The organism is Arthrobacter livingstonensis (assembly GCF_003219815.1).
In the GTDB taxonomy this organism is placed as follows: Bacteria; Actinomycetota; Actinomycetes; order Actinomycetales; family Micrococcaceae; genus Specibacter; species Specibacter livingstonensis.
In genome coordinates, this window is sequence record NZ_QJVD01000023.1 from 44,114 (window position 1) to 65,076 (window position 20,963).

The following is a 20,963-nucleotide window of genomic DNA, read 5'->3' on the forward strand; positions in this document are numbered from 1 at the left end:
CCTCAAAAAAACGTGCGCGGAAATTAGCGTTGTCGGGTGTCGCGGTCGCGGGTGCCCACGTCGGACCAGCCGCTGCGGTTGGGAACGCTGGCGCCCTTGTCGCGGGAGCGGTAGACAATGTAGGGGCGAAAGAGGTAATGCAGGGGTGCGGTGAAGGCGTGCACCAGGCGGGTGAACGGCCACACGATGAACAGCAGCATGCCCACCAGCGTGTGGATGTGGAACGACGTCGGCGCCGCGGCCATGGAGGCCACGTCCGGTTGGAAGATGAATAGCGAACGGAACCAGGGTGAGACGGTGTCGCGATAGGTGAGTCCGTGCTCGTCGAAGAACACGCTGGCGAGCGTGGTCCACAGGCCAAAGAGAATGGCGGCCAGCAGCACCACGTACATGAGCTTGTCATTGTTGGTGGTGGCCATGAAGACCGGGCCGGTCTTGCGGCGGCGGTAGATCAGGATGATGATCCCGCTCAGCGTGCCCAGCCCGGCAACGGACCCCACAAACAAGGCGTTGAAGTGATACAGGCTCTCGGACATGCCCAGGGCCTCGGTCCATGACTTCGGGATGACCAAGCCAAAGAAGTGTCCGGCAATGACGGCCAGGAGGCCAAAGTGGAAGACGGGCGAGCCGATACGCAGCAGCCTGGATTCATACAGTTGGGAGGACCGGGTAGTCCAGCCAAACTGGTCATAGCGGTAACGCCAGATGAGCCCCCCAACGAGCACCACGATCATGACGTACGGAAGCACGCCCCACAGGATGATGTCCACTTTTATGCCCCTTTCATGGGCAGCAGCCGGGGATCATAGGGATCGAGCCCCACGGATTCGGTGGGCGGGCCATGGCCGGCCATGCGCATGACGGCCTGCTCGTCCACGGGTGACGCGCCGGGCAGGGTGTCACACACGGCGGCCACGATGTGTGTGTGCGGCAGCTTGTCGCGCAGCAGCCCGAACTTGATCAGTTCCAGACTGGGCCGGTACGACTGGAGCAGATCCTGTCCGGCAGCCAGGTCCACCGTCGCGGAAAACTCGAGCACCATGGGCAGGTAGTCGGGCAGCTCGCCGTGGGTGTCCACGAGAATGTCAGCGCCGCGGTACACCTTCTTGAAGGCGCCCAGCACCTCGCCGCGGCGCCGCGTGTCCCCGTCCGTCCAGTAGGAAAGGTGCAGGGCGTGCCGCTTGCCCAGGTCAAATTCCTGCACGTACTGCGCCTGCACGGCCATCAGGTCCTGCGACTCAAGCCGGCGCAGCACCTCCTCAAACGGGGCCAGGGCGCCGGCGAACTCGTCCAGCGCGGACCGCATCATCGGCACCCGGGCGACCAGTTCGGCGTCGGGGTAGGAAAGGCACCATGCCGCGGCCAGGTAGGTAATGCGTGTCCTTTTGTTCAATCCCCCGCTCATGCCCCGCCACCACCTTCCAGGGCCGGTACGTCGGCGGGCGGCTCGGTGGGGTGGTGTTGCGGAAACAGCCCGGGCGGTGCGCCGTTGCCGTCCCAGTTGAGCAGGTTCACCCGCCCGCTTAAGGTGTCGGCGCCGGCCACCGAGTCGGAGGTCTGCCGGTCCTTGAGCGCATTGAAGGTTTCCACGGCCACCGGCGTGGGCCGCCCGCTGGCCTCGCCAAAGGGGGAGTTGCCCATGGCACCCATGCCGGGCCCGCCGTCGAAGTCCAGCGAACAGCCCATCTCCTCCAGATCGTGGGCCTGCTCGGCGTGCGCCTTGGGGATGACATAGCGCTCGTCGTACTTGGCGATGGCCATGAGCCGGTACATCTCGTACATGGTGGCCCCGTCCATGCCCACCGAGGCGGGGATGGAGTCGTCCGGGTCGTTGCCCAGCGAAATGCCGCGCATGTAGGCGCGCATCGCCGCCAGCTTGCGCAGCACCTCCGTGACCAGCTCCGTGTCCCCGGCCGTGAACAGCTCGGCCAGATACTCGACCGGGATGCGCAGGGCGTCAATGGCGCCGAACAGCACGTCCTGGTTTTCGGCGTCGTGCCCTTGGTCCCGCAGCAGGTCGACCACGGGGGACAGCGGCGGGATGTACCAGACCATCGGCATGGTCCGGTACTCCGGGTGCAGCGGCAGGGCCAGCTTGTACACCTTGGTCAGCGCGTACACGGGCGACTTTTGGGCTGCCTCAATCCAGTCCTCGGCGATGCCCTGCTCGCGGGCCGCAGCCATGACGGCCGGGTCGTTCGGGTCCAGCAGGACGTCCATCTGGGACTGGTACAGGTCCTTCGGGTCGGTGACGGAGGCGGCGGCGGTGACGGCGTCGGCGTCGTAGAGGAAAAGCCCCAGGTACCGCAGCCGGCCCACGCATGTCTCGGAGCACACGGTGGGCAGGCCGACCTCGATGCGCGGATAGCAGAAGGTGCACTTTTCGGCCTTGCCGGTCTTGTGGTTGAAGTAGATCTTCTTGTACGGGCAGCCGGTCATGCACTGGCGCCAGCCCCGGCATTGGTCCTGGTCAACCAGCACAATGCCGTCCTCCACGCGTTTGTAAATGGCGCCGGACGGGCAGGAGGCCATGCAGGAGGGGTTCAGGCAGTGCTCGCAAATGCGCGGCAGGTAGAACATGAACGTCTGTTCAAACTCAAACTTGATCTTGTCCTCGGACTCGCGGCGCACCTTCTCCACGATCGGGTCCAGGTGACCCAGCTGTTCGGTGCCGCCGAGGTCGTCGTCCCAGTTGGCGCTCCACGTGATCTTGGTGTCCTTGCCGGTGATCAGGCTCTTGGGCCGGGCCACCGGGAAATCGTCGCCCAGGGGCGCGTCCACCAGTGTCTTGTAGTCGTAGGTCCAGGGCTCGTAGTAGTCCTTCAGCTCGGGCTGGACGGGGCTGGCGAAGAGCCCGAACAACTTCTTCACGCGCCCGCCGGCCTTCAGTTTCAGGCGGCCGCGCTTGTTCAGCTCCCAGCCGCCCTTCCACTTTTCCTGGTCCTCGTACCGGCGCGGATAGCCCTGCCCGGGGCGGGTTTCCACGTTGTTGAACCAGACGTATTCCACCCCCGCCCGGTTGGTCCATGCCTGCTTGCACGTGACGGAGCACGTGTGGCAGCCGATGCACTTGTCCAGGTTCATGACCATGCCCATCTGGGCCATAACACGCATTAGTACTGCACCTCCTGGGAACGCCGGCGGATGGTGGAAATGTTGTCCCGCTGGTTGCCCGTGGGCCCCAGGTAGTTGAACGCGTAGGTCTGCTGCCCGTAGGCGCCGATCAGGTGCGAGGGCTTGACGAGCAGGCGCGTGAGCGAGTTGTGGATGCCGCCGCGGCGCCCGGTGGCCTCCGATTTCGGCACGTCGATGGTGCGTTCCTGTGCGTGGTAGACGTACACCACGCCCTCCGGCATGCGGTGGCTGACCACGGCGCGGGCCACGAACACGCCGTTCATGTTCACGCATTCCACCCAGTCGTTGTCCAGCACCTTGATGGACTTGGCGTCCTGCGGGCTCATCCAGACCGTGGGGCCGCCGCGGGAGAGCGAGAGCATCAACAGGTTGTCCTGGTATTCGGAGTGAATGGACCACTTCGAGTGCGGTGTCAGGTAGCGGACCACCACCTCCTTCTCCCCGTTCGGGCCAAACTTCGGCTCGCCGAACAGGCGCTGCATGTCCAGCGGCGGCCGGTAGATTGGCAGCGCCTCGCCAATGTCGATCATCCAGTCGTGGTCGAGGAAGAAGTGCATGCGCCCGGTCAGCGTGTGGAACGGCTTGAGCCGTTCAATGTTCTGCGTGAACGGGGAATACCTGCGCCCGCCGGTCTCCGAGCCGGACCATTCCGGGGACGTGATGACCGGCACCGGCCCGGCCTGGGTCATGGCGAAGGAAATGTGCTTTTCCTCGGATCCTTCGGCCAGGTCCGCCAGCTTCACACCCGTGCGCTTTTCCAGCTCTTTGAACCCTGCCACGGCCAGCTGGCCGTTGCAGGTTCCGGAGAAGGTCAGGATGGCCTCGGCCATCTTGGCGTCGGTGTCGATGGCCGGCCGCCCGTGGGCAAAGCCGCCCATCATGACGCCGTTCGCCTTGGCCAGGTACCCGAGGGCCTTCTCCAGCTTGTAGTTGACGTCCTTGACGGTGAATCCGAGTTTGTCTGCCAGGGGCCCGACGGCGGCCAGCTTGTGGGCGATGGCCGTATAGTCCCGCTCCACAACAGTGAAATTGGGCATGTTTTGTCCGGGCACCCCTTCGATGCCGTCCTCGCGCCAGTCGCGGACCACCCCGCCTGGCTGGGCGATCTGGCCCACAGTGTCGTGGATCATCGGGACGGTGACCAGGTCCCTGCGGGTGCCCAGGTGCACGGCGGCCTGGCGGGAGAATTCCTCCGCCAGCAGCGTGAACATTTCAAAGTCCGTCTTGGTCTCCCACGGTGGGTCGATGGCCGGGGTGAAGGCGTGCACGAACGGGTGCATGTCCGTGGAGGAGAGGTCGTGCTTTTCATACCAGGTAGCGGCCGGGAACACGACGTCCGAAAGCAGGGTGGTGCTGGTCATGCGGAAGTCCGCGGACATCAGGAAGTCCAGCTTGCCCTCGGGGCCCTTGTCATGCCATTTCACATCCCGGGGTTTCAGGGACGCCTCGCTGTCCTGGCCCATCACGTTGTTGTGTGTGCCCAACAGGTTGCGCAGGAAGTATTCGTTGCCCTTCGCCGAGGAGCCAAACAGGTTCGAGCGCCACAGCACCAGCGTCCGGGGCCAGTTCTCCGGGGCATCGATGTCCTCGATGGCGGGGTTCAGGGTCCTGTTCTTCAGGGACTGCGCCACCCAGGTCTTTTCATCGGGGGCCTCCCCGGCGGCGACCGCGGCGGCTGCCTGGTCGGCGATGTCCAGCGGGTTCGTATCAAAGTAGGGGTAGAACGGCATCCAGCCCAGCCGCGCCGACAGCGCCAGCGCGTCGGCCGTGTGCATGCCGTCCAGGTGTCCCGTGGACAGCGGCGACTTCAAGGCATCGGCGGAATAACCGTCCTGGCGCCACTGGTCGGTGTGCATGTACCAGTAGCCGGTGCCGATCATGGTCCGCGGCGGCCGCGACCAGTCCAGCGCGTTCGCCAGCGACACCCAGCCGGTGAGCGGGCGGGTCTTTTCCTGGCCCACATAGTGGGCCCAGCCGCCGCCGTTGCGGCCCATGCAGCCGGTCAGCATGACCATGGCCAGGATGGCACGGTAGGTCGTGTCGCCGTGGAACCACTGGCAGATGCCGGCGCCCATGATGATCATGGACCGGCCGTTGGACTGCTCGGCGTTGCGGGCAAATTCGCGGGCCACGCGGATACAGGCCTGGGCGGGCACGGAGGTGATCTCCTCCTGCCAGGCCGGGGTGTAGGGGGTGCTGGCATCGTTGTAGTCCTTGGCCCAATCCCCGGGGAGCCCAGGGCGGCCCACACCGTACTGGGCCAGCATAAGGTCGAACACCGTGGTGACGAGGTGGCCGTCCACCATGGTGGTGGGCACGCCGCGCCGGAGGACCGAGCCGTTGCCCGCCGGATCCTCAAAGCACGGCAGCAGGATTTCCACCGACTCGGAGGATACTTCGGCCAGGCTCAGGGCCGGCTCCAAGCCAGCCAGGTCCAGGTTCCACTTGCCTTCCCCCGACTTGGAATATCGGTCGCCCAGGGTGCCGTTGGGCACCACCGCCCGCCCGGTTGCCTTGTCAAACATCATGGTTCGGAAAGCGGCGTCCTCAGTGTCCGCGACTGCCGGGACATCCGCGGCGGTGAGGAACTTCCCGGCGCTGTACGTCCCGTCGTCGCGCTTTTCCAGGCGGAGGAGGAACGGCAGGTCGGTGTACTGGCGAACGTAGTCCTGGAAGTATGGCACCTGCCGATCGACAAAGAATTCCTTGAGCGTGACGTGGCCCATGCCCATGGCGAGGGCGGCGTCGGTGCCGGCCGCAGCGGGGAGCCATTCGTCGGCGAACTTCGTGTTGTCCGCATAGTCGGGACTGACGGCGATCACCTTGGTGCCGCGGTACCGGACCTCGGTCATCCAGTGGGCGTCGGGGGTGCGCGTGACGGGGACGTTGGAGCCCCACATCATCAGGTAGGTGGCATCCCACCAGTCCCCGGACTCCGGGACGTCGGTCTGATCGCCAAACACCTGCGGGCTGGCGACGGGAAGGTCGGCGTACCAGTCGTAGAAGGACGTCATGACGCCGCCGATGAGCTGCACAAAGCGGGTGCCGATGGTGTGGCTGACCATGGACATGGCTGGGATGGGGGAGAAGCCCGAGACCCGGTCGGGGCCGTAGTTCTTGATGGTGTTCACGTGCGCGGCGGCCGATATTTCAAGGGCCTCGGCCCAGGTGGTGCGGACCAGGCCGCCCTTGCCGCGTGCGTTTTGGTAGCGGCGGCGCTTTTCGGGATCGCCGGCGATTTCGGCAAAGGCCAGTACCGGGTCCTTCAGTCGCGCCTTGGCCTCGCGGTACATTTCCACGAGCACGCCGCGGGCATACGGGAAGCGGACCCGGGTGGGTGAGTAGGTGTACCAGGAGAACGCCGCGCCACGGGGGCAGCCGCGCGGCTCGTACTCCGGACTGTCCGGCCCCACGGACGGGTAATCGGTCTGTTGGGATTCCCAGGTGATGATCCCGTCCTTGACGTAGACCTTCCACGAACACGAGCCCGTGCAGTTCACCCCGTGCGTGGAGCGCACCACCTTGTCGTGGCTCCACCTGTCCCGGTAGAAGATGTCGCCCTTGCGTCCCCCCTCGCGGAAAACTGCCCGTGAATCGGCGGTCTCGTCCCATTTGGTGAAGAACCGGCCCAGCTTCAACATCACATCGGAAGCCGGTCCATCGACCCCGGCAACAAAAGGTTCTACAGTCATGGCAACACACTAGGGCGGATCAAGTGGGGGGTTCTACGCCCCTTGAATTAGCCCACAGGAGGGTGTTGCATTTCTTGCACAAACTATGCGACTTTTAGGCTTTTGTGGATTCCGTGTACGCCGGAGGGCGTTGAATGTTACGTGACGAACAGTTTTTGTGACGCTATGATTTGTCAGCCTCAACTGCGCCGAAGGGTCAGATCAAAGATGGCCCGCCCGGCTTTGTGAGCCTTGTTTTCAAAACTTGTCAAGACCCGTCCGTCGAAGCGCGGTGCCCAGCCGCCGGCACTGTCCGGCTCGTTGCTGGCCTCACAGTCGACGCCGGTGAGCCTCGCCTGCGTGAGTGGGCTTTCGGAGCCGGCACGCTCGCCGTCGTGTACGTTCTCAAAGTCCGGGGAGGCGGCGCCTACCCCGCGCATTTGTTCGGCATAGGTGGACCAGTCCGTGGCCAGGCGCCACAGCCCGCCCGGTGCCAGCACGCGTGCCGCCAGCGGGGCGAACGAATCCTTGACCATGCGCCGCTTGTTGTGCTTGGTTTTGTGCCACGGGTCAGGGAAGAACACCCAGACCTCGCTGACGGAGCCGGCCGGGAGCATGGTGGAGAGGACTTCAGGGGCGTTGGCCTGGACCACCCTGACATTGTCCAGCCCGGCCGCGACGATCTTTTGGATGGTTTGTGCCAGCCCCGGCGTGTAAACCTCCACGGCCAAAAAGTCCTTGTCTGGATTTTCCTTGGCGGCGTGGACCACCGCGTCGCCAAGACCGGAGCCGATTTCGACCACCAGCGGTGCGGTACGGCCAAAGGTCTGTGCCGCGTTGAAGACATAGTCCGGGTGGACGGACGTGTCCGAGATGTGGCGGGGGACGTCCACGGCCAAGGTGGCGGAGTGGTCGTCCCAGGCCTTTTGACGGCGGCCCTGCAGCCGGGTTCCGCGGCGCACAAAGGAGACGGGCTGGTTGCGGTACGTGCCCTCGGCCGCCTGGCTTCCCGGCGTGACGGGGCGGGCCGTGCCGTCCTCGGTGCGTGGGGCCTTTTGCTCCGCCGGGGCTATTTGTCCTGCCGGGGCGGGGATGCGTCCTGAAGCAGCAGCAGCAGCAGCGGGCGTGGCGGGGGCGGAAGCTGGGATTTCGGTCATCGAGTTAAGCGTACCGGGGTTCCACGGCCCCCGCCGTTGCGGCCCAGGGTACTGCTATGGCGGCCTGACCTCGGGGAAGGCCGCCATAGCTGTGCTCTCGGCCCGGCGTGGCGTCGTTGCCCGCCGGATGGGCCAATCACACGGCGTCCTCCGCGAGGTCCTTGCCCATGGTCTCCGGGAGGGTGAAGACGAACGCTGCGCTCACCAGCAGCAGGACCACGGCATAGACGCTGAACAGGACGCCCAGGTGGATGGACCCGAGCCACGACTGCAGGTACGGCGCCGTGCCGCCAAAGACAGCCACGCAGATGGAGTACGGAACGCCGACGCCAATGGTGCGGATGCTGGTGGGAAACAGCTCGGCATAGACAGCCGGCACAATGGAGGCGCTGGCGGCGATGAAGATCAGCATCACCGACATGCTGACCGCCAGTTCCCACGGCTGGTCCTTCAACAGCCACGTCATGGGGAAGTGCAGGACGGCGGTGCCAATCGCCCCGGTCAACAGCACCTTCCTGCGGCCGATCCGATCGGAAAGCTTGCCCCAGAACGGCAGGGCTGCGATGAACACGAGGTTGCCGATGACGCTGGCCCACAGGGCAGCACCGCGGTCCATGCCCAAGTCGGTGGCCGCATGGCTAGGTGCCACCACGCCCCAGACGTAATAGATCACGGTCAGGCCCACGGTCAGCCCGATCACCTGCAGGGCCTGCTTGCGGTGGCGCACAATCTGCGGCCAGATCCGGGCGCGCTTGGCCTTTGCTTCCTCGCCGGTGAAGACCTCCGACTCATGCAACCGGGACCGCATGTACAGCGCGTACAGGCCCAATGCGGCACCGACGGCGAACGGCACACGCCAGCCCCACACCTGCATGTCCACCTTGGGCAGGACCACTGTCATGACCGCACCCAGCAGGGTGCCGAACAGGATGCCGGCGGTGCCGGAGGTGTAGATCAACGTCGCCCAGAAGCCGCGGTGCTCCTTGGGTGCCATCTCGGACAGGTACGTTTGCGACGACGGGAGCTCGCCGCCGTGTGCCAGTCCCTGCAGGAGGCGGGCCACCAGGAGCGTGGCCGATGCCAGCGCTCCGACCTGGGCGTAGCCGGGGGCGACGGCGATCAACAGGCTGCCCAGCGAGGCCAGGCCGACGGCCAATGTCATGGAGGACTTGCGCCCGATCCTGTCCCCGATCCAGCCAAACAGGAATCCGCCAAACGGGCGGGCCACGAAGCCAACCGCGAAGATGGCAAGGGTGGCCAGGACGGCCGACGTTTTGTCTGCCTTGCTGAACAGGGCGCCAGCCAGGAAGGGGGTGAAAGTGGCGTAAACAGCCCAGTCGTACCATTCAACGGCGTTGCCGATGCCGGTGCCGACCAGGGTCCGCCACAGCGGGCGGCGGGCGGCCGCCGTGGCTGCCTTCGGGTTAATTGCGGTTGTCATGATGAAACCTTCGTCTTATTGGGCTGCGGTGTTGTTGAAAGGGCCGGCCGGGCGGCGGCAAGGGTGGCCAGGCGGCTGGTGGCCAGCTCGGCGTAGAGGGCGGCGCCATCGGTGAGCACGGCGTCGTCGAACGTGGCGTAGGGGGAGTGGTTGAACGCCGTGGCGGTGTGGTCCTGCCCCGGGGCAACGGCGCTGAGGCCGATGAACGTTCCGGGGACGGCGGCCATCACACGCGAAAAGTCCTCGGAGCCGCTGATGGGGGTGGCCAGGCGGGTGAGGCGCTCGGTACCGTACATTCCGGAGATGATGCCTTCGGCGTGTTCGGTTTCGGTGAGGTCGGTGATGCTGACGGGGTATTCGGTCTGGTAGTCGACGTCCACGTCCAGGCCATGGGCGGCGGCGATGTTCTTCACGAGCCGGGGTGCTGCCATGCGCATCCTTTCCCGGGATGCCTCGGAGAAGGTGCGGATGGTGGCCTCAAAGTGGGCGCTTTCCGGAATGACGTTGCGCTTGCTGCCGGCCCGGAGCAGGCCCACGCTAAGCACCACCGGATCGAACATGTCGAACTGGCGGGTGACCATGACCTGAAGGGCGGTGACGATTTCGGTGATGACGGGCACGGGGTCCTTGGCCATGTGCGGGGCGGAGCCGTGGCCGCCGGCGCCGAGTACTGTCACCACCAAACCGTCGGAAGCGCTCATCATGACGCCGGGTTTGGTGACGAACTGCCCGTGCGGGGCGAGCCCTGAGAAGACGTGCATGCCAAACGCCGCGTCGGCACGGCCTCCCGCGGCGTCCAGGACGCCCTCGCGGATCATCACGGACGCGCCGTCGAGCCCTTCCTCGCCGGGCTGGAACATCAGGACCACGTCGCCCTCAAGCTGCTCACGCCGGTCGGACAGGAGCGTGGCGGCTCCCGTCAGCATGGCGGTGTGGAGGTCGTGGCCACAGGCATGCATGGCCCCGTCGACCCGGGAGGTGAAGCTGACGCCGCTGCGTTCCTGGACGGGCAGCGCATCCATGTCGGCCCGGAGGAGGACCACGGGCTTGCTGCCCTCCGCTGCGGCTGCCGAGGTGGTGTGTGCCTGCGCTGTTTTCGGGGCTCCGCCGCGAAGCACGGCCGTGACCGAGGTGGTGTCCGCACCGACCGAAATTTCGTAGCCCAGGCCATCCAGTGCCTTGAGCACGCGTTCCTGGGTGCGTGGCAGGTCCAGACCAATCTCGGGATCCTCGTGCATCCCATGGCGGAATCGGACCAGGTCCTCGGTGAGGTCTGCGGCAGAGAGTGGCATGGAAGCTCCTGTAGGGATTGGGTGTGCTTAAAAGTGTGACGTGAAGTGCATCACAGCTGGTCAAATTCATGAAATTATGCAAATCTTTATTAAAATGACGAATTTTCATGCATCGCTCAGCGAGGAGGATCTGGCACTCATCCAGGTGCTGCAGATCGCGCCACGCGCAGGCTGGACGGACGTGGGTGCTGTACTTGGCATCCACCCCACCTCTGCGGCGGCCCGCTGGGAACGACTGACGACGTCGGGCGCCGCCTGGGTGACAGCCCATCCGATGGGTGATCCCCAGGAGGTGTCGCTGTCGTTTATCGGTGTGGATGCCGTCATGGAAGACCAGTCGCAGGTGGTGGACAAGCTGTGCGCCATGCCGGAAATCATCACCGTGGAGCAGACCGCCAGCAGTCGCGCCCTCGTCCTGACCGTGATCACGGAGTCCATGGCCCAGCTCAGCGGGGACGTCATCCCGCGCCTGCGCGCCATTGACGGCGTGCTTGGCTTCGATGTTTCACTCTGCACGCGTCAGCATTTCAACGGCAGCTCATGGCGGCTGAATGTGCTTTCCCGCGGCCAGCAGCAACACATGCGGGAGTTGGCCCGGACCGAGCATGTGCCCGGACACCTGCCGCAAAGCCACTTGGACCTGCTGCCATTTCTGGCCCGCGACGGCCGGGCCACCGCCGCGTCGATGGCGCGCGAGCTGGGGCGGACGGCCGCCACGGTGCAGCGGCAGCTGAACAGGGTCCTCGCCTCGGGCACCGTGTCCCTGCGCTGTGACATGGCCCAGTCACTCTCCGGCTATCCGGTGACATGCCAATGGTTTGCCAAGGTGCCCGCCGGCCAGCACGAGGCGGCCGCGGCAACACTGCGGCGGCTACGAAATGTCCGTTTCATCGCCTCCACAACCGGGCAAAGCAACTTCACCATCATCATGTGGCTGCGTTCCGTGGCGGACATCATGGACGTGGAGCTGACGCTGCAGCAAAACATCCCCGACATTGAGCTGCAGGAAAGCGTAGTGATGCTGGCCTGCGCCAAACGGGTGGGACGAAAACTGCGCCCGGACGGCACCGCGCTGGCCGCCGTTGCCGGGCCCGGCACGGAGGTGCGCTGAGTCGGGGCAGGCCCGGCCACCGGCTAAAGGTGAGATGCCCCACCAAGGTGACCGTCCGGCGTCGTGCCACTGCTAGAATGGAAACACTTAATGCGTTTCATGCGCATTCTGCGTCGATGAACGCATTCAACTTGTCCCACCGGCAACCCGCATCCGGGCCCACAGGGTGGTGGTTGACACGCTCTGGCTTTGAATCGGCGAACCCGTGGTCAAAACTGTCCGCGGGCCGTTGAACCGCCTTAAGAAAGACTCCTTCTTTACATGACAACTTTTGCTGCCCTTGGCGCGCCCAAGGAAATCGTTGCTTCACTTGCCTCCAACGGCATTGAGGAAGCATTCCCCATTCAGGTCAAGACCCTCCCCGACACACTTGCCGGGCGCGACGTTCTGGGCCGCGGCCGGACGGGCTCCGGCAAGACCATCGCCTTCGCCATCCCGCTCGTGGCCCGCCTGGCCGAGCGCGAGGCGCCGTACTTCCGCAAGCCCGGCCGCCCCATGGGCCTGGTCCTGGCGCCCACCCGCGAGCTGGCCACCCAGCTGAACAACACCATTGAGCCGCTCGCCAAGGCCATGGGCCTGAACACCACGGTCATCTACGGTGGCGTCTCCCAGGCCCGCCAGGAAAAGGCGCTGCGCGCCGGCGTCGACATCGTCATCGCCTGCCCGGGCCGCCTCGAAGACCTCATGAAGCAGCGCATCGTGTCGCTGGAGAGCGTCGAGATCACCGTCCTGGATGAGGCCGACCACATGGCCGACCTCGGCTTCCTGCCCGTCGTCAAGCGCCTGCTGGACACCACGCCCACCCAGGGCCAGCGCATGCTGTTCTCCGCCACCCTCGACAACGGCGTGGACAAGATTGTCCAGCGCTACCTCTCCAACCAGCTCACCCACTCAGTGGACGAGGCCACGGCCGCCGTCTCCACCATGGAGCACCACGTTCTGGTGGTCAACGACCAGACCGTGAAGAAGCAGGTCATCGTGGAGCTGGCCTCCGGTGCCGGGCGACGCATCCTGTTCATGCGCACCAAGCACCATGCCCGCAAGCTGGCCAAGACTCTGACCGACGCCGGCATTCCCGCCGTCGACCTCCACGGAAACCTTTCACAGAACGCGCGTGACCGGAACCTGGCAGAGTTCTCCACCGGCGGCGTCCGCGTCCTGGTGGCCACCGACGTTGCCGCCCGCGGCGTCCACGTTGATGACATTGAACTGGTAATCCACGTTGACCCGCCCACAGAGCACAAGGCATACCTGCACCGCTCAGGCCGTACGGCTCGCGCCGGGTCCGACGGCGTTGTCGTCACCCTGACGCTTCCCGAGCAGCAGAGCGATGTGAAGAAGCTGATGAGGGCCGCCGGCGTTGACGTGAACTTTGAGCGCGTCACCGCCAGCTCGCCCACCATCGCGAACCTGGTGGGCGAGGTTGCCGGCAAGATTGACCCCCGCACCCGGGCGGCACTGCTGGCGGCCAAGCAGCCGTCCCATGGCGGTGGCGAGTCCACCGGTGCCAACGCCGAGCGAAAGCGCGCCCGCCGGGGCGCAGCCCCGACCGCCGGGGGCCGTGGCGGCCGTGGAGGGCGCGGTCGGGTCTCCTCCGACGGCCCCGCCGACGGGAACCGCTCCGAGCGCCGCGAGGGCCAGTCCCAGGGCGCACGCTTCGGTGGCGAAAATCGCCGCCCCGCCCGTGCCGCCGGCGAAGGCCGCCCGGCCCGTGACGGCGACGTGGCTCGAGGCAAGCGCGCGCCCCAGGGATCGGCACATCACAACGACGCCCCGCGCAGCTCGTCCCGTGGCGCCGGCAGTGGTGCAGTCTGGTCTTCCAACACCGGCGGAACCTCCGGCGGCAGCTTCAACGCCAACGCCAATGGTGGCGGCTCCGGCCGTCCGGCCCGCTCCGGCGGCACCCGCCGCGCCTCGGCGCCGGCCTCCAACCAGCGCCGCAGCCGCTAATCCCCACTTGCCGGCCGGATAAATCGCTGACGCGATTTTTCCGGAACCTGGCAAGTGTGGGCCCAAAGTTCGGGACTGGATGAATCGCGGGAGCGATTTTTCCGGAACCTGGCAAGTGTGGGCCCAAAGTTCGGGACTGGATGAATCGCGGGAGCGATTTTTCCGGAACCTGGCAAGTGTGGGCCCAAAGTTCGGGACTGGATGAATCGCGGGAGCGATTTTTCCGGAACCTGGCAAGTGTGGGCCCAAAGTTCGGGACTGGATGAATCGCGGGAGCGATTTTTCCGGAACCTGGCAAGTGTGGACCCAAAGTTCGGGACTGGATGAATCGCGGGAGCGATTTTTCCGGAACCTGGCAAGTGTGGGCCCACCCACAGCGTTAAGTTCGACGCCGGCACCCACCTTGGGTGCCGGCGTCGTGCTTTAAGGAGTGGCCGGGAGCTGTCCGAAATCGATAACGCAGACGTTGCACCGAAAACACGCTTTTTGGCCGATTTTTGTGCAAGTACTGCGTTATCCCTTGGCGGAGGGGGCGGGCGTTGTGGCATTTGCGCGGGATTGCACCGGACCGGCAATGTTGGTGGCCGCGACGGTGACCAGGGCCCCGGGAGTACACGGACGGTGGCCTGGGAGGCTGAATCCCGTCCGGGGCTGCACCCAGAGTACGGAAAAGGTCGTTCCCGCCCCCGCCAGGGCGCCTAAGCTGCACTCTCGGGCCACGGCGGATCCCCGCCAACGCGAATAACAGTCATATCCGCACCGTGGATGCCGTGATCGGGCCAACAGGACGGCACGGGAACCACCGAACACCCCGGACTGCGATCATGATGAGCGCAAAACCCATGTCTGCCTTGAATTTGATGCTGGTTCATGGGCCATTGCGCCGGTGCGCTCAACGTCTTAGCGTGGAGTGCACAGCCAGTCTGCCGCACAGGAGACTGGCGCATCGATTGTTGGGAGCTGGGCAATGGCTGCAGGCGACGTGGAAATTTCAACCCTTGTGCCCGAAGGCGAGTGGACCGACGAGTCACTGGCCGTGCTGGTGCAGGGATACGAGCGCAAGATTGCCGAGATGGGGGCCGAGCCCGGGGAGATCAAGAGCTACATTGCTCCTACTGACCTTGGCGGCGTGAAAATCCGGGTGGTCTGGGAGAAGGGTGGTGGCGCCCAGTAATCAGGCGGGGTCGATGCTCAGCACGGCAAGGAAGCCGCGGCCGGAAATTTCCGGGGCGGCCGCGGCACCTGCCACGGTGTCAAAGCGGCCTAGGGTGTCCGGCCCGCCCGGAGTGGTGCCGGCGTCGTCCGTCTGGGGGCCGGAGACAGTGGCCGCACCCTGCAGCAGCACGGCGAACTGGCCCTCAAGCACCGGGTGCGGACGCTTTTTTGACAGTTCCAGAATGGTTGCGTAGCCCTTGAATACGCCGCGGCGGGTCATCAGGTTCAGGTCCATGAGCGAGCCGGTGGGCAGGGTGGCGGAGGTGATGGAATCGCCGGAGAACCGGTACGGCCGGTACTTTTCCAACGCCTGCTCAGTGCCGTCGACTGTCAGGGCGATGAGGTCGCCGTCGATGATGGTCAGGATCCGGTCCATGCCGGGCAGTACCGAAAACGGGCCCGCCTTGGCCACTTCGGCGATGCTGATGCGCCAGTCCCAGGAGTCGCCCTTGGCCCCGGAGCCGAGCGTGCGCGAGTCCACGGTGCCAGCGGCGAGCTGGCGGGTGATGCCGCCGCCATTGGCCCAGGGCGTGGTCTTCAGCGACGTGTAGCGAATGATTTCCACTTACTTCTCGTCCACATTCTTGATGCTGTACACGTGCATGCGCTTGGGGTCCGACTTCTGCTTGCGGGTCTGCTTCTTGTAGTACGCCCACGCGCCGGAAATGGCGATCGAGACGCCAAAGGCCAGCACAATTTTCAGGGGCAGCCCAAAGCGGGTCAGCGACAGCACCAGGCACATGGCCGCGAAACTGGCGAACTGAACGGTGATGTCCAGCCAATCGGCTTTTTTACGCATGGGGCAAGCTTACCCGGCCACGTGCGCTATTCCCGCCCCTGCGAAACCCAGGAGGGGTCGTTGGCCCTGAAGCCCACGATGCCGTCCGCCGCCTTCCCGAGCACGTCCAGTTGCGCCGGGGTCAGGTCAAGGGCGAGCGCGCCCAGGTTCTCGTCGATGCGTGCTGCTCGGCGCGTACCGGGAATGGGTACGACGGTGACATGAAGATTCGGGCCCTGCGCGTACAGCCAGGCCAGGGCCACCTGGGCCGGCGTTGTTGGCTGGCCCGAGGCTTCGGTGAGCTGGTCCGCGACCGGCCGGACGGCGTCGACCACTGCCTGGTTGGTCTCAATGGCGCCGTCGGCGAAGCGCGGAATGTTGTGGCGGAAGTCCCCGGGGCCCAGGTCCTGCGCGTGGATGGTGCCGGTGAGGAAGCCGCGGCCCAGCGGGGAATAGGGGACCATGCCGACGCCCAGCCCGGCGGCAGCGGGGACTACATGTGCCTCGACGTCGCGGCTCCAGATGGACCATGCGCTTTGCACTGCGGCGATGGGGTGGACTGCGTGGGCGGCACGGAGTTCGGTGGAGGTGACCTCGGACAGGCCGAGGTGGCGGACCTTGCCGGCAGCCACGAGTTCCGCCATGGCGCCCACGGTTTCCTCGATGGGCACGCGGACGTCGCGGCGGTGCATGTACTAGAGGTCCACGACGTCGGTGCCGAGCCGCTGCAGGGATTCGTCAATGGACTGCTTTACATTGGCTGCGTCACCGCGGATGTCGGTGTACCCGGTGGCGGGGTTGCCGACGAGGGCGAACTGGGTGGCCAGCTGGACCTCCCCGCGCCGGTCCTTTAGCAGCCTGCCAATGAGTTCCTCGTTGGCGCCGCCGTAAATGTTGGCCGTGTCGATGAAGCTGACGCCGGCATCCACGGCATGGTGCAAGGTTTTCAGGGCGTCGGCTGGGTCAATGGCGCCATAGACGGGAGTGAGGGCCATGCCGCCAAAGCCGAGGGGGCTGACTTCCAGGCCGTCGACGAGGAGGATCTTGTTCATGGGTGTTCTCCGCGCCTGTAGGGTGATGTGGCCTTGTTTCCAAGGCTATGCCGTCGAGGGCGTTTCAGCACAGGGGCCCGGCCCACGGCTTATGCGTGGGGAACCGCCGTGCGCAGGGCGTCAAGAACCGGCGCGGTGCTGTCCTCTGCGGCCAGCAGAGAGGCAACATGTTTGGCTTCCCGGGCGAACCCGTCCGTCTCGACGGCCTGTTTGATCGAATCCGCCAGGCGTTGAGGGGTCAGCTTCTTGTAGGGGATGGGTGCAGGCCCGGCTCCGAGGGCCGCAACCCGTGCGGCCCAGAATGGCTGGTCGGTGAAGACAGGCACGCCGACACTCGGGACGCCGGCTCGCAGGCCGGCCGCCGTCGTTCCAGCACCGGCGTGGTGGACCACGGCGGAAACGCGCGGGAACAGCCATGCGTGGGGGATCGTTCCAACGCTGATTACGTTGCTGTCGGAGACGCCGTCGACGCCCTGCAAAACGGCCCTGACGCCTGCACGTCTGGCAACGTCCACCATGAAGTCCGCATCCATGGCGGCGGTGCTGCCAAAACCGATGTAGACCGGGGCCGGTCCGTCGGCCAGAAATCCTGCCAGCTCCGCCGAGGGCTGCCAGGTGGGTTCTGCCAGCGGCCACCAGTAGCCAGCCAGGGAGAGTCCTGGATGCCAGTCCCGGGGGCGCGGGAGGACGGCCGGGCTGATGCCATGGAGGATGGGGGAATTTGCCTTCCGGCGGCGGTGTTCCGCACTGGCGCGGCTCATCGGGGGCAGCCCCAGCGTCCGGCGCAGCCCGGCCGCGGGCGCGTCGTAGGGGGCTTTCGATCGGGACAGGATCGCGCCCAGGGTCCTGTTGGCCACCGGGCCCAGGCTGCGGGCCAGCCCAAGTGTGACCGGAGGGTAGGCAGTGCTGGCCTGGACGGGTTGCAGGTGTGCGCCCAGCACGGGAATGCCGAGGGCTTCTCCCACGTCGTAGGCGTAGGGTGCCACGGCGTTGGCCAGGATGACGTCGGTGCCCTTCCCGGCGGCCGCGAGGGTTCCCTGGGCGGCCAGCTCCATGTAGTCGCCGAGTTCGCGCATATAGCGCCGAAGGTCCGCGGCGGCGGCCCTGGTGCCAGGCTCTGCCGGGCTGACCAGGTGGCCCATGTCGCCGGGCAGCCCGCTGAACCCGCAGCCGGCACCGGAAACCAATGATGCGTGGGCGTTGTTGGCCGCGATGGTCACCTCATGCCCGTGGCTGCGCAGCCTGGACGCCAAGCCGGCCATGGGGGCAACATCACCGCGGGTTCCTGGGGTGACCATCAATACGCGCACGGTAATCTCCATCCAAAGTGGTAATTGCGAACAATGTTCGCAATGAAATAATATAAGGAAATGGCAGGTGCACCAAACCGGCCGAAGATCTTGAAAAGCTGAGGAAACGATGTCCGCGGATGACCCCATCACTGCATGGTTGCGGCCGCCCCCGGCGTCAGTGGGACCCAAACCCGAATACTCCCGGGAGCGCATTGCCGCGGAAGCCATTGCGCTGGCGGATGCGCAGGGGCTTGACGCGGTGTCCATCCGACGGGTGGCACGGGGCGTGGGGTCCGGGCCGGCCTCGCTGTACCGCTACATCGGCTCGCGGGGGGAACTGCTGGAGCTCATGATGGACGCCGTTGCGGGTGAATACGACCTGGGTCCGCTGGGGGATTCTCCTGCCGCGCAGCTCGTGGCGCTGGCGCTGCAGGGGCGCTCCATCATGCGCCGGCACCGGTGGCTGCCGCCCTTGCTGCTGACCCGGCCCTCCATGGGCCCCAACTCACTGGCGTACCTGGAGCGGGCACTGCAGGCCCTGGACGGGACCGACATGGCCGGGGCGGACAAGCTCCAGACGGTGGCCATGCTGACGGCCATCACGTCCGCATTCGTGCAGAACGAGACCGCCTCGGACACCTTGATGGGCCAGGACGGCGTGCCGCCGGAACGGGTGCGCTATCTGTCCGAGGTGATGGGATCGGGCAGGTATCCGTTCCTGACGGCAGCCTTCACGGCCGCTCCGAATCAGGCCGGCCCCGAGGAACTCCTGGGCGCCCTGATCCGGAACCACCTCTCCGGTGCGGGGCTGCGGGAGTAGGCGGCACCCGGCGCTACGGCCCCGAACGCGGCGTTACGGGCCCGCGGAAGGCGCCGGCCCGCCGTCGTCCTTAAGGGCACCGTCCTTCAAGGCTTCGTCCTTAAGGGCATGGCGGGGACTGTCCGGGTTCATGAGGGAATGCCTGCGCCCGTAGAAGAAGTAAATGACCAGCCCAATCACCAGCCACACGACAAAGCGCAGCCAGGTTTCCCAGTGCAACTGCGTCATGAGGAAGAAGGAGGCGAGGACGCCGAAGGCCGGAACCACGGGCATGAACGGCAGCTTGAATGTCCGCGGCACCTCCGGGCGCGTGCGGCGCAGCACGATCACCGCCGCGCAGACCACCACGAATGCGGCCAGGATGCCGATGTTGGTCAGGTCGGCCACGAGCCGGATGGGGAGCACGCCGGCGAGCACGGCGGAGGCTGTCCCGGCAATCCAGGTGACCCGCTGTGGGACGCCCCGCTTGGCATCCGTCTTGGCAAACCATTTGGGCAGCAGTCCGTCCCGGCTCATGGAGAACCAGACGCGGGTGACGCCCAGCAGGAAAGTCAGCATCACGGTCATGATGGAGATGACGGCAAAGGCGGAGATGACGGTGGCGATGGTGGGCATGCCAACGGAATCAAAGGCGGAGGCGAACGCGCTGGTGGGATTGAGCTTCGCGTAATTTTGCATCCCGGTCAGGACCAGCGTGGCCATTACGTAGAGCGTCATGGCGATGACCAGGGACAGGATGATGGCCTTGGGCATGTGTTTCTTGCCGTCCTTGGCTTCCTCGGCGGCGGTGCTCATGGCGTCGTAGCCAAACACCGCAAAGAAGACGGTCGCAGCACCGGTGAGCACCGGTCCGAAGCTGTTGGGCATGAACGGCGTGAAGTTGCTGGTGTTGATGTGGAACACGCCAATGCCGATGATGCCCAGAATCAGCAGCACCTTGATGCTGACGGCCACCAGTTCAAAGCGGCCAAAACTCTTGGAGCCGCGGCTGAGGATCCAGGTCACGAGCAGGCACACGGCCACCGCGGGAAGGTTGATCACCCCGTGTGGCGTGTCCGGGGTCCAGGCGCTGGACATCCAATCGGGCACAATCACGCCAATGCCCTGCATGAACGAGCTGAAGTAGCCGGATATGCCGATCGCCACCACGGCCACAATCGCGATGTACTCCAGCAGCAGGTCCCAGCCGATGAACCAGCCCACCAGCTCGCCCAGCGCCACATAGCCGTACGTGTAGGCGGAGCCGGCGCGCGGAATCATGCCGGCAAACTCTGCATAGGAAAGCGCCGCGGCGCCGCTGGCCAGTCCGGCGATCAAAAAGGAGATGACGACGGCGGGCCCCACCGCCGGGTTCTGCGCGTCACCGTGGGCCACCACCCCGGCCAGGGTGAAGATGCCGACGCCGATGATGCCGCCAACGCCGATGGCTGTCAGTTGCCACAGGCCCAGGCTTTTAAAGAGGCCGCTGCCGCCCTCTTCCTCCTCGTCGATGGGCTTGCGCCGCAGGACGGAATAAGGATTGAACGGTTTGGATATCTGGCTCATGGCAACCCCCGAAACATCGATGTTTCTTCTGTTGCCCGACAGTTTAGCCCCGACGGTTGCCGGGCCGTGCAGTGTTACCGGTACAGTCCCGCGAATGGCCGGTTGGTGGGCACAATCTCCTTGCCCAGCGGCATGAGCGAAATAGGGATCATCTTGAGGTTGGCGATGGCCAGTGGGATGCCGATGATGGTCACGGCCATGGCAACGGCCGTGGTCACGTGGCCAATGACAATCCAGATGCCGGCCACCAGGATCCAGATGACGTTGCCCAGGGTGCTGGCCAGGCTCGTTCCGCCTGGCTTGTCCACCACGGTCCGTCCAAACGGCCACAGCGCGTAGCCGGCGATGCGGAACGATGCGATGCCCCATGGGATGGTGATGATGAGGATGCAGCAGACGATTCCGGCCAAGAAGTAGCTCAGCGACAGCCAGAATCCGCCAAACACCAGCCAGATGACGTTCAGGATAGTCTTCATGGGACCATTCTTGCCCAGCTTCCTGTGA

16 protein-coding genes and 1 pseudogene are annotated in these 20,963 nt (G+C 65.6%); 4 read left to right on the forward strand and 13 right to left on the reverse strand.

The window, feature by feature from the left end; translation table 11 throughout:
* Positions 1-23 precede the first annotated feature (23 nt).
* The 7 genes from narI to CVV68_RS17840 all read right to left on the reverse strand — a co-directional run bounded on the left by narI (position 24) and on the right by CVV68_RS17840 (position 10,696).
* On the reverse strand, positions 24-770 hold the full coding sequence (narI, locus tag CVV68_RS17810; protein ID WP_110502349.1) for a respiratory nitrate reductase subunit gamma: 747 nt from the start codon (positions 768-770) through the stop codon (positions 24-26).
* A gap of 2 nt (positions 771-772) precedes the next feature.
* Positions 773-1,405 (reverse strand): nitrate reductase molybdenum cofactor assembly chaperone, encoded by a 633-nt coding sequence (gene narJ / locus CVV68_RS17815; protein ID WP_245933625.1) that lies wholly within the window; start codon positions 1,403-1,405, stop codon positions 773-775.
* Positions 1,402-3,114 (reverse strand): nitrate reductase subunit beta, encoded by a 1,713-nt coding sequence (gene narH, locus CVV68_RS17820; RefSeq protein ID WP_110502350.1) that lies wholly within the window; start codon positions 3,112-3,114, stop codon positions 1,402-1,404. Before narH ends, narJ begins: the two co-directional genes overlap by 4 nt.
* The gene (locus CVV68_RS17825) at positions 3,114-6,827 is read right to left on the reverse strand and encodes a nitrate reductase subunit alpha (protein WP_211320892.1); all 3,714 of its coding nucleotides are present in this window, start codon (positions 6,825-6,827) and stop codon (positions 3,114-3,116) included. Before CVV68_RS17825 ends, narH begins: the two co-directional genes overlap by 1 nt.
* Positions 6,828-7,006: 179 nt before the next feature.
* Positions 7,007-7,963, reverse strand: coding sequence for a tRNA (guanosine(46)-N7)-methyltransferase TrmB (gene trmB / locus CVV68_RS17830; RefSeq protein ID WP_110502352.1), 957 nt, complete (start codon positions 7,961-7,963; stop codon positions 7,007-7,009).
* A 136-nt stretch (positions 7,964-8,099) separates the two neighbouring features.
* Positions 8,100-9,404, reverse strand: coding sequence for an MFS transporter (locus CVV68_RS17835; protein WP_110502353.1), 1,305 nt, complete (start codon positions 9,402-9,404; stop codon positions 8,100-8,102).
* The gene (locus CVV68_RS17840; protein ID WP_110502354.1) at positions 9,401-10,696 is read right to left on the reverse strand and encodes a M20 metallopeptidase family protein; all 1,296 of its coding nucleotides are present in this window, start codon (positions 10,694-10,696) and stop codon (positions 9,401-9,403) included. Before CVV68_RS17840 ends, CVV68_RS17835 begins: the two co-directional genes overlap by 4 nt.
* Positions 10,697-10,790: 94 nt before the next feature.
* Between CVV68_RS17840 and CVV68_RS17845 the strand changes: the two genes are divergently transcribed.
* The 3 genes from CVV68_RS17845 to CVV68_RS17855 all read left to right on the forward strand — a co-directional run bounded on the left by CVV68_RS17845 (position 10,791) and on the right by CVV68_RS17855 (position 14,931).
* Positions 10,791-11,807: an Lrp/AsnC family transcriptional regulator gene (locus CVV68_RS17845; RefSeq protein WP_110502373.1), complete on the forward strand. Its 1,017-nt coding sequence runs from the start codon at positions 10,791-10,793 to the stop codon at positions 11,805-11,807.
* Positions 11,808-12,068: 261 nt separating this feature from the next.
* The gene (locus CVV68_RS17850) at positions 12,069-13,757 is read left to right on the forward strand and encodes a DEAD/DEAH box helicase (protein ID WP_110502355.1); all 1,689 of its coding nucleotides are present in this window, start codon (positions 12,069-12,071) and stop codon (positions 13,755-13,757) included.
* Positions 13,758-14,724: 967 nt separating this feature from the next.
* Entirely contained in the window at positions 14,725-14,931 is a 207-nt protein-coding gene (locus CVV68_RS17855; protein ID WP_110502356.1) for a hypothetical protein, read from the forward strand.
* Here the strand turns inward: CVV68_RS17855 and CVV68_RS17860 are convergent, their stop codons facing one another.
* From CVV68_RS17860 to CVV68_RS17875, 4 genes and pseudogenes are all read right to left on the reverse strand, one after another.
* Complete coding sequence (locus CVV68_RS17860) at positions 14,932-15,537, reverse strand: HutD/Ves family protein (RefSeq protein WP_110502357.1); 606 nt, start codon at positions 15,535-15,537, stop codon at positions 14,932-14,934.
* Positions 15,538-15,771 (reverse strand): hypothetical protein, encoded by a 234-nt coding sequence (locus tag CVV68_RS17865; protein WP_110502358.1) that lies wholly within the window; start codon positions 15,769-15,771, stop codon positions 15,538-15,540.
* Between the two features lie 26 nt (positions 15,772-15,797).
* Positions 15,798-16,802 (reverse strand): annotated as a pseudogene (locus CVV68_RS17870) (aldo/keto reductase).
* An 89-nt stretch (positions 16,803-16,891) separates the two neighbouring features.
* On the reverse strand, positions 16,892-18,112 hold the full coding sequence (locus CVV68_RS17875) for a glycosyltransferase (protein ID WP_170133238.1): 1,221 nt from the start codon (positions 18,110-18,112) through the stop codon (positions 16,892-16,894).
* Positions 18,113-18,221: 109 nt separating this feature from the next.
* Here CVV68_RS17875 and CVV68_RS17880 point away from each other — a divergent pair, with 109 nt between their 5' ends.
* Entirely contained in the window at positions 18,222-18,914 is a 693-nt protein-coding gene (locus CVV68_RS17880) for a TetR/AcrR family transcriptional regulator (protein WP_110502360.1), read from the forward strand.
* A gap of 33 nt (positions 18,915-18,947) precedes the next feature.
* Here the strand turns inward: CVV68_RS17880 and CVV68_RS17885 are convergent, their stop codons facing one another.
* Both CVV68_RS17885 and CVV68_RS17890 read right to left on the reverse strand, forming a co-directional pair.
* Entirely contained in the window at positions 18,948-20,459 is a 1,512-nt protein-coding gene (locus CVV68_RS17885) for an amino acid permease (protein WP_110502361.1), read from the reverse strand.
* Between the two features lie 74 nt (positions 20,460-20,533).
* Positions 20,534-20,935 carry a YccF domain-containing protein gene (locus tag CVV68_RS17890; protein ID WP_110502362.1) on the reverse strand — a complete coding sequence of 134 codons (402 nt, stop codon included), beginning with the start codon at positions 20,933-20,935 and terminating at the stop codon, positions 20,534-20,536.
* Positions 20,936-20,963: the final 28 nt, after the last annotated feature.

Coding starts and splice junctions, on each gene's coding strand:
- narJ (WP_245933625.1), bottom strand. CDS start 1,405: ATGAGCGGGGGATTGAACAAAAGGACACGCATTACCTACCTGGCCGCG.
- narH (WP_110502350.1), bottom strand. CDS start 3,114: ATGCGTGTTATGGCCCAGATGGGCATGGTCATGAACCTGGACAAGTGC.
- CVV68_RS17825 (WP_211320892.1), bottom strand. CDS start 6,827: ATGACTGTAGAACCTTTTGTTGCCGGGGTCGATGGACCGGCTTCCGAT.
- trmB (WP_110502352.1), bottom strand. CDS start 7,963: ATGACCGAAATCCCAGCTTCCGCCCCCGCCACGCCCGCTGCTGCTGCT.
- CVV68_RS17835 (WP_110502353.1), bottom strand. CDS start 9,404: ATGACAACCGCAATTAACCCGAAGGCAGCCACGGCGGCCGCCCGCCGC.
- CVV68_RS17840 (WP_110502354.1), bottom strand. CDS start 10,696: ATGCCACTCTCTGCCGCAGACCTCACCGAGGACCTGGTCCGATTCCGC.
- CVV68_RS17845 (WP_110502373.1), top strand. CDS start 10,791: ATGACGAATTTTCATGCATCGCTCAGCGAGGAGGATCTGGCACTCATC.
- CVV68_RS17850 (WP_110502355.1), top strand. CDS start 12,069: ATGACAACTTTTGCTGCCCTTGGCGCGCCCAAGGAAATCGTTGCTTCA.
- CVV68_RS17855 (WP_110502356.1), top strand. CDS start 14,725: ATGGCTGCAGGCGACGTGGAAATTTCAACCCTTGTGCCCGAAGGCGAG.
- CVV68_RS17865 (WP_110502358.1), bottom strand. CDS start 15,771: ATGCGTAAAAAAGCCGATTGGCTGGACATCACCGTTCAGTTCGCCAGT.
- CVV68_RS17880 (WP_110502360.1), top strand. CDS start 18,222: ATGTCCGCGGATGACCCCATCACTGCATGGTTGCGGCCGCCCCCGGCG.
- CVV68_RS17885 (WP_110502361.1), bottom strand. CDS start 20,459: ATGAGCCAGATATCCAAACCGTTCAATCCTTATTCCGTCCTGCGGCGC.
- CVV68_RS17890 (WP_110502362.1), bottom strand. CDS start 20,935: ATGAAGACTATCCTGAACGTCATCTGGCTGGTGTTTGGCGGATTCTGG.